6 protein-coding genes are annotated in these 6,999 nt (G+C 55.6%); 1 reads left to right on the top strand and 5 read right to left on the bottom strand.

Annotated features, from left to right (window positions below):
- Positions 1 to 192: 192 nt before the first annotated feature.
- Positions 193 to 1,605, top strand: coding sequence for a multidrug transporter subunit MdtD (mdtD, locus tag EPE01S_RS08125; protein WP_062744126.1), 1,413 nt, complete (start codon positions 193 to 195; stop codon positions 1,603 to 1,605).
- 4 nt (positions 1,606 to 1,609) lie between these two features.
- Here the strand turns inward: mdtD and rbsR are convergent, their stop codons facing one another.
- The 5 genes from rbsR to rbsA form a co-directional block, all read right to left on the bottom strand.
- A complete protein-coding gene (rbsR, locus tag EPE01S_RS08120) occupies positions 1,610 to 2,620 on the bottom strand; it encodes a ribose operon transcriptional repressor RbsR (RefSeq protein WP_369414859.1) in 1,011 nt (336 codons plus the stop codon).
- Between the two features lie 2 nt (positions 2,621 to 2,622).
- Positions 2,623 to 3,552 (bottom strand): ribokinase, encoded by a 930-nt coding sequence (gene rbsK, locus EPE01S_RS08115; RefSeq protein ID WP_062744143.1) that lies wholly within the window; start codon positions 3,550 to 3,552, stop codon positions 2,623 to 2,625.
- 61 nt (positions 3,553 to 3,613) lie between these two features.
- The gene (gene rbsB / locus EPE01S_RS08110) at positions 3,614 to 4,495 is read right to left on the bottom strand and encodes a ribose ABC transporter substrate-binding protein RbsB (protein ID WP_062744125.1); all 882 of its coding nucleotides are present in this window, start codon (positions 4,493 to 4,495) and stop codon (positions 3,614 to 3,616) included.
- A 21-nt stretch (positions 4,496 to 4,516) separates the two neighbouring features.
- Positions 4,517 to 5,485 (bottom strand): ribose ABC transporter permease, encoded by a 969-nt coding sequence (rbsC, locus tag EPE01S_RS08105; protein ID WP_062744124.1) that lies wholly within the window; start codon positions 5,483 to 5,485, stop codon positions 4,517 to 4,519.
- Complete coding sequence (rbsA, locus tag EPE01S_RS08100; protein ID WP_062744123.1) at positions 5,482 to 6,993, bottom strand: ribose ABC transporter ATP-binding protein RbsA; 1,512 nt, start codon at positions 6,991 to 6,993, stop codon at positions 5,482 to 5,484. Before rbsA ends, rbsC begins: the two co-directional genes overlap by 4 nt.
- Between the last annotated feature and the right edge of the window lie 6 nt (positions 6,994 to 6,999).

The following is a 6,999-nucleotide window of genomic DNA, read 5'->3' as shown; positions in this document are numbered from 1 at the left end:
TTTATTGCAAAAAAATGACTGAGCGCGTTATTTTTCACCAGAAGCGTTAAAAGCATACGTATTCGGCGCAATAAATCAGCATTTCTGCCCATAAAACTGAGAAAGGACCACGCTGAACGCTGAAAGGGAATGCTATGCTTTCTCTACTACAGGGGCCTGCCCTGAACTTTTTTCCAAAATAAAGGGATAACAATGATCAAATCCGCGCGCAGTATGGCCGGACTCCCGTGGATTGCCGCTATGGCCTTCTTTATGCAGGCGCTGGATGCCACCATCCTGAACACCGCCCTGCCCGCCATCGCTCACAGTCTGGAACGTTCTCCGCTGGCGATGCAGTCCGCCGTTATCAGCTATACCCTGACCGTGGCAATGCTTATTCCGGTCAGCGGCTGGCTGGCAGACCGCTTCGGAACTCGTAAGGTCTTTATTGCCGCCGTGTTTCTGTTCTCCCTGGGATCGCTGGCCTGCGCACTGTCCGGCTCGCTGACGATGCTGGTTACGTCCCGCGTCATTCAGGGTGTGGGCGGCGCGATGATGATGCCGGTGGCGCGCCTTGCGCTGCTGCGGGCCTATCCACGCAGTGAACTCCTGCCGGTGCTCAACTTTGTCACCATGCCGGGGCTGATTGGCCCGGTACTCGGGCCTTTGCTGGGCGGTGTGCTGGTCACCTGGGCCACGTGGCACTGGATTTTCCTGATCAACATCCCTATTGGTATTCTCGGCATCATTTATGCCCGTAAATATATGCCGGACTTCACCACGCCGAAGCGGCGTTTCGATATGCTGGGCTTCCTGCTGTTTGGTTTAGGTCTGGTCGGTATCTCAAGCGGTATTGAGTTGTTCGGTGAGCAGGTTGTTTCCAGCCTGATTGCCCTGGGCGTTTTACTGGCCGGCATTGTGCTGTTGCTTCTCTATATAGTGCATGCCCGTCGCCACCCTTCTCCCCTGCTGCCGTTACCGATGTTTAAGACCCGAACCTTCTCGGTAGGCATTGTCGGCAATATCGCCTCACGGCTGGGTACGGGCTGTATTCCTTTCCTGATGCCGCTGATGCTTCAGATCGGCTTTGGTTATACGGCCCTGCTGGCCGGGTGCATGGTCGCCCCTACCGCCCTTGGTTCCATTCTGGCGAAATCAACGGTCACACAGGTACTGCGCTGGTTTGGCTACCGTAAAACGCTGGTCGGGATCAGTATGATTATTGGCGTGCTGATCGCCACCTTCGCCCTGCAGGTGCCGGGCTGGAATATGCTGGCGCTGCTGATCCCGCTCTTTATTCTGGGAATGGCGATGTCCACACAGTTTACCGCGATGAACACTATCACCCTGGCTGATCTGACGGATGCTAACGCCAGCAGCGGTAACAGTATGCTGGCGGTGACGCAGCAGTTGGCCATCGGCTTTGGCGTGGCGGTCAGCGCAGCCGTACTGCGCTTCTATCAAAACTTTGATGGCACCACGCTCCAGCACTTTCACGCCACCTTCCTGACGATGGGGGGGATCACGGTACTTTCCGCGCTGGTATTCCTGCTGCTGAAACCGGGAGATGGCCGCAATCTGATCAGCGACCGGGAGAAGAAGAAGCGCGTCGACGGCGCGCCTTAAGCGTTTACGCTCCGCGCAGATCGCCGACTGAGGCGCGTTCCATCAGCTCCGGCGTCAGAATCAGTAGTTGGGGGCCGGCAGCCGGATCGGCCAGACGGTGCAACAACGCATCGATCGCCAGTTCGCCTAATTCATCTTTAGGCTGATGAACGGTGCTGAGGGGCGGTGTCATGTAGCGCGCCAGCTCGATATCATCGTATCCCACGACGGCGATATCCTGCGGAATAGTCATCCCGGCCTGATAGAGCGCGTGATAAACCCCGACGGCCATCGCATCATTACTGGTAAATACGGCCTGTGGCCGTGGGTTAAGCGCCAGCAGCATATTCATGGCGTTAAATCCGCCCTGAAACTCAAAGTCACTGCTGACAATATACTCTGCAGGAACCGTTAAACCGGCGCGAGCCATGGCCTGCTGATAGCCTTCAAGGCGCAGACGCGCGGGCGTTTTGTCCTGAGGGCCTGCAATACAGGCAATGCGTGTATAGCCACGAGCGATCAGATGCTGCGTGGCCATTTCGCCGCCCAGCAGGGAGTTATCCTGGATAATGTCGCTACTGCCTTCGAACGGTGCCCAGTCCATCATCACCGAGGGAATAGTCGGATAGCGGTGCAGCAACTCTGCGGAAGGAGGATGGCTTTCAGTACACATAATCAGCAGGCCATCGACGCGTTTTTGCAACAGTGTCTCCAGGCTGCGGTTCATCCGATCTTCATCACCCTCGGTATTACACAATACCAGGCTGTAGCCGCGTTCATAACAGCTACGCTCCACCCCCCTCACCACCTCAGAATAGAACGGGTTGCTGCTGGCGGTCAGTAGCATGCCGATGGTGTGAGTCTGATTAAGCTTAAGGCTACGCGCCAGTGCCGAAGGCGCATAGTTCAGCTGGCTCACCGCTGAGGTCACTTTTTCACGTACCGCTTCACTGACGAAGCGGTTGTTGTTTATGACGTGCGACACGGTGGAGGTTGAGACGCCCGCCAGGCGGGCGACATCTTTCATGGTTGCCACATCTACTCCTGCTGCTGCAAGAAGCGATCTATCTCTTCACGCCAGGGGACGGAAGGTTGTGCACCGTGACGCGTTACGGCAATCGCGGCCGCCGCATGGGCGAAACGTACCGCTTCCGCCATCGGGCGCTGTTCCAGTAGCGCGGTGATCAGCGCACCGTTGAAGGTATCGCCCGCCGCAATGGTATCCACCGCTTCCACACGGAAGCCGGGAATACGCTGACCTTTACCCTGCTCACTTAACCATACGCCCCGACTGCCGAGCGTGATCAGCACCGTACGGATACCTTTATCATGCAGCACCGCAGCGGCACGGGCCGCGTCTTCATCACTGTTGACCGCCACACCGGTAAGGATCTGCGCTTCCGTTTCATTCGGGGTGATAATATCCACCAGCGAGAGCAGTTCATCAGAGAGCGCTGTCGCCGGGGCGGGATTTAATATCACCTGGGTCTGATGCTGATGCGCAATACGCGCGGCTGACAGTACGCTTTCCAGCGGTGACTCCAGCTGCATCAGCAAGGCGGAAGCATCGGCAATCACCTGCTGATGCTGCTCAACGCGGACAGGCGTCAGGGCGGCATTGGCACCGGCGTGAATACCAATGGTATTTTCACCGTCTCCGTTGACGAAGATCAGCGCCACACCGGTTGATTCACCGGGTACCGCTTCGATCGGACTGATATCAATCCGGTCATTCATCAGCTGCTGGCGAATACGCTCGCCGGTATCGTCATCACCGACACAGGCAATAAAAGCAATGTCTGCACCACTGCGACCTGCGGCCACCGCCTGGTTAGCGCCTTTCCCACCAAATGCGACCTGATACTGCTTCCCGATCACCGTTTCACCCGGACGCGGAAAATGCGTCAGATTCAGAATGTGATCGGCATTAATGCTGCCGAGGACAGCCAGTTTGTCCGTTTTCATCATAAGGGGAGTGTCCAGATAAGTGCGCCACCCGAAGGTGGCGCGTGCCATGCTTTTCTTTGATTTATTGGGTGACCAGCTTCAGGTCAACCGGATTGATAGCTTTCACTTTCTCGCCTTTCAGCACTTTATCAGCCGTCTGAACGCCGATAACGCCAATCTGCTCCGGTAACTGAGCAACGGTCGCGGCCAGTTTTCCGCCTTCAACGGCTTTAATCCCGTCAGGAGTGCCGTCGAAGCCCACGACTACCACATCAGATTTACCTGCAGTTTGCAACGCACGCAGGGCACCCAGCGCCATTTCGTCATTCTGAGCAAATACCGCCTGCACGTCCGGGTGAGCCGTCAGCAGGTTCTGCATCACGTTCAGGCCCTTGGTACGGTCAAAGTCAGCCGGCTGGCTGGCAAGGATATTGAATTTGTGTGCATCAGCAGCCTGTTTGAAGCCTTCGCCACGTTCACGTGCAGCAGAGGTACCGGCAATACCCTGCAGTTCAATGATTTTGGCGTTATCGCCGACTTTCTTGGCGATGAAATTACCCGCCATTTTGCCGCCAAAGCGGTTATCAGAAGCGACGTGGCTCACCACGGTGCCCTGTGAAGCAACGCGGTCCAGGGTGATCACCGGGATGTTGGCCTGGTTTGCCATTTTCACGGCATTCCCTACCGCGTCAGAGTCGGTGGGGTTGATCAGCATCAGCTTAGTGCCGCGGACGGTGAGATCCTGCACGTTAGCCAGCTCTTTCGCCGGGTTGTTCTGAGAATCAAGCACGACCAGGTTGTAACCCAGTTTGTCGGCTTCCTTCTGCGCACCGTCTTTCAGCGAGACAAAGAACGGGTTATTCAGGGTCGATACCACCAGAGCAATCGTGTCCTTTGCCAGCGCGTTAGCACTCAGGGTGGCGCCTAACAGTACAGCCAGTGCAGTCAGTTTTTTCATGTTCATATCCTGTAAGGGTAAAGAGTTTTATTTACTGCTTTTGTTATCTACCAGCACCGCCAGCAAAATCACCACAGCTTTGACGATCATTTGGTAGTAAGAAGAAACACCGAGTAAATTCAGACCGTTGTTCAGGAAGCCTAAGATCAATGCACCTATCAGCGTGCCCATAATCCGGCCTTTACCGCCAGCGAGGCTGGTTCCCCCCAGCACCACAGCTGCAATGGCATCCAGCTCATACCCGGTCCCGGCGGTCGGCTGCGCCGAAGAAAGACGCGCGACTTCAATGGTGCCCGCCAGTGCCGCTAACATGCCAGACAGCGCATAAACGGTGATCTTGACGCGATTAACGCTGATACCGGACAGGCGAGTCGCTGCTTCGTTACCCCCCAGGGCATAAATATAACGACCAAGACGGGTGTGATGCAGCATGTACCAGGCCGCAAGGAACACCAGGCCCATTAACCACACTGGCGTCGGGATCCCTAACGGGCGACCTATACCAAACCAGCCAAACAGATCGGCGTTCTCACTGAAACCGGTATTCACCGGGCTGCCGTTGGTGTAGACCATCGTTACCCCACGCAGCAGTAACATCATCACCAGCGTGGCGATAAACGCCTGCACTTTGCCTTTCGCCACAATTGAACCGGTAATCGCGCCAATAAAGGCACCCAGCGCCAGCGAAGCAGCAACGGCAACCAGCGCATTCACTTCCAGCCCGACAATAGAAGCTGCAACCGCGCCAGTCAGCGCCAGCAGCGACCCGACAGAGAGGTCAATGCCGGAGGTGAGGATCACCAGCGTCATGCCCACAGCCATAATGGCGTTAACCGAGGTCTGTTGCAGAATATTGAACAGGTTCGCCACAGTGAAGAAATTCGGACTCATGCTGGAAACGATGGCAATCAGTACCACCAGCGCAATCAGCGATTTCTGCTCAAGCAACCATGCCTTACTGATCAGGCGGCGTGAAGGAATTGTTTGCGTACTCATAGTGTTGCCAGCTCCGCGCTGTAATGTTTACCCACTGCCGCCGCCATCAAAATTTCCTGCGAGGCTTGTTCAATCGGGAAGTCACCGCTCAGACGACCTTCGTGCATCACCAGCACGCGGTCACTCATGCCCAGCACTTCCGGCATTTCGGACGAGACGAGAATGATGCTCAGCCCTTCCTGTTTAAACTGGTTTATCAGCTGATAGATTTCTTTTTTCGCCCCCACGTCGACGCCGCGCGTCGGCTCATCAAGGATCAGCACCTTAGGACGCGTCATCAGGCCGCGGGCTATCGCGACTTTTTGCTGATTACCGCCGGAAAGCAGGCCAATGGGCTGGTTCATTGACGGGGTTTTAACGTTAAACAGCTTGATAAAGTCCCCGACCGCCAGCTGCTCTTCCGCATGTTTTAAACGGCCGCCGCCATGGCTGAAGTAGTTAAGCGCGGTCAACGACATGTTCTCTTTAACCGTCATCCCCAGTACCAGACCATCACGTTTACGATCTTCCGAGATATAGACGATGCCGTTAGCCAGCCCCTCTTCCGGAGAACGGGCCACCACATTTTTGCCGTCCAGCGTCACCGTACCGCTGCGACGGGATAATGCTCCGTAAAGCACTTTCATCAATTCGGTACGCCCCGCACCCATCAGCCCGGCCACGCCCAATATTTCACCTTTGCGCAGCGTAAAGCTGACGTCCTCCACGCCGGAACCACAGAGGTGTTCAACGTTAAGACGAACCTCGCCCGGTGCTTTATCCAGACGCGGATACTGCTCTTCCAGCTTGCGGCCGACCATCATTTCAATCAGCGACTCTTCAGTCAGGGTGGCCACTTCACGTTCCGCGATAAATTGTCCGTCGCGGAAAATAGTGACATCGTCGCAGACCTCAAAAATCTCTTTCATACGGTGGGAGATATAGACAATGCCGCAGCCCTGGGCTTTCAGTTCATTGATCACCCGGAACAGCGAGGCGGTTTCGGTATCAGTCAGCGCATCCGTCGGTTCGTCCATGACGATCACCTTCGACTCGAAGCTCAGTACCTTAGCGATCTCCACCATCTGCTGGTCACCAATCGACAGGTCACCCACCAGCTTATGACTGTTGAAGCGCAGATTAAGACGTTTCAACAGGGCGTCTGCTTCTGCATACATTTTCTTCCACTGAATGCCGCCAAAACGATTAACAAACTCGCGGCCAAGGAAAATATTTTCAGCAATACTCAGCTGCGGGATCAGGTTAAGTTCCTGATGGATAATGCCAATCCCGGCCGCCTGCGACGCTTTAGGCCCGTTAAAGGTGGTTTCCTTGCCCAGCCATACAAAAGTGCCTGCATCACGGGCATAGATCCCGGTCAGCACTTTCATCATGGTGGATTTTCCCGCGCCGTTCTCACCAACCAGCGCCATCACACGCCCCGGATAGACCGAGAGCGCCGCGCCCGACAGCGCTTTAACGCCCGGGAAGGATTTGTCGATACCTTTTAATTGCAGTAAAGGTTGCATAACCGC

The organism is Erwinia persicina NBRC 102418, from assembly GCF_001571305.1.
In the GTDB taxonomy this organism is placed as follows: Bacteria; Pseudomonadota; Gammaproteobacteria; order Enterobacterales; family Enterobacteriaceae; genus Erwinia; species Erwinia persicina.
Note: the sequence above shows the minus strand (reverse complement) of the source record. Positions and strands in the feature narration are given on the sequence as shown.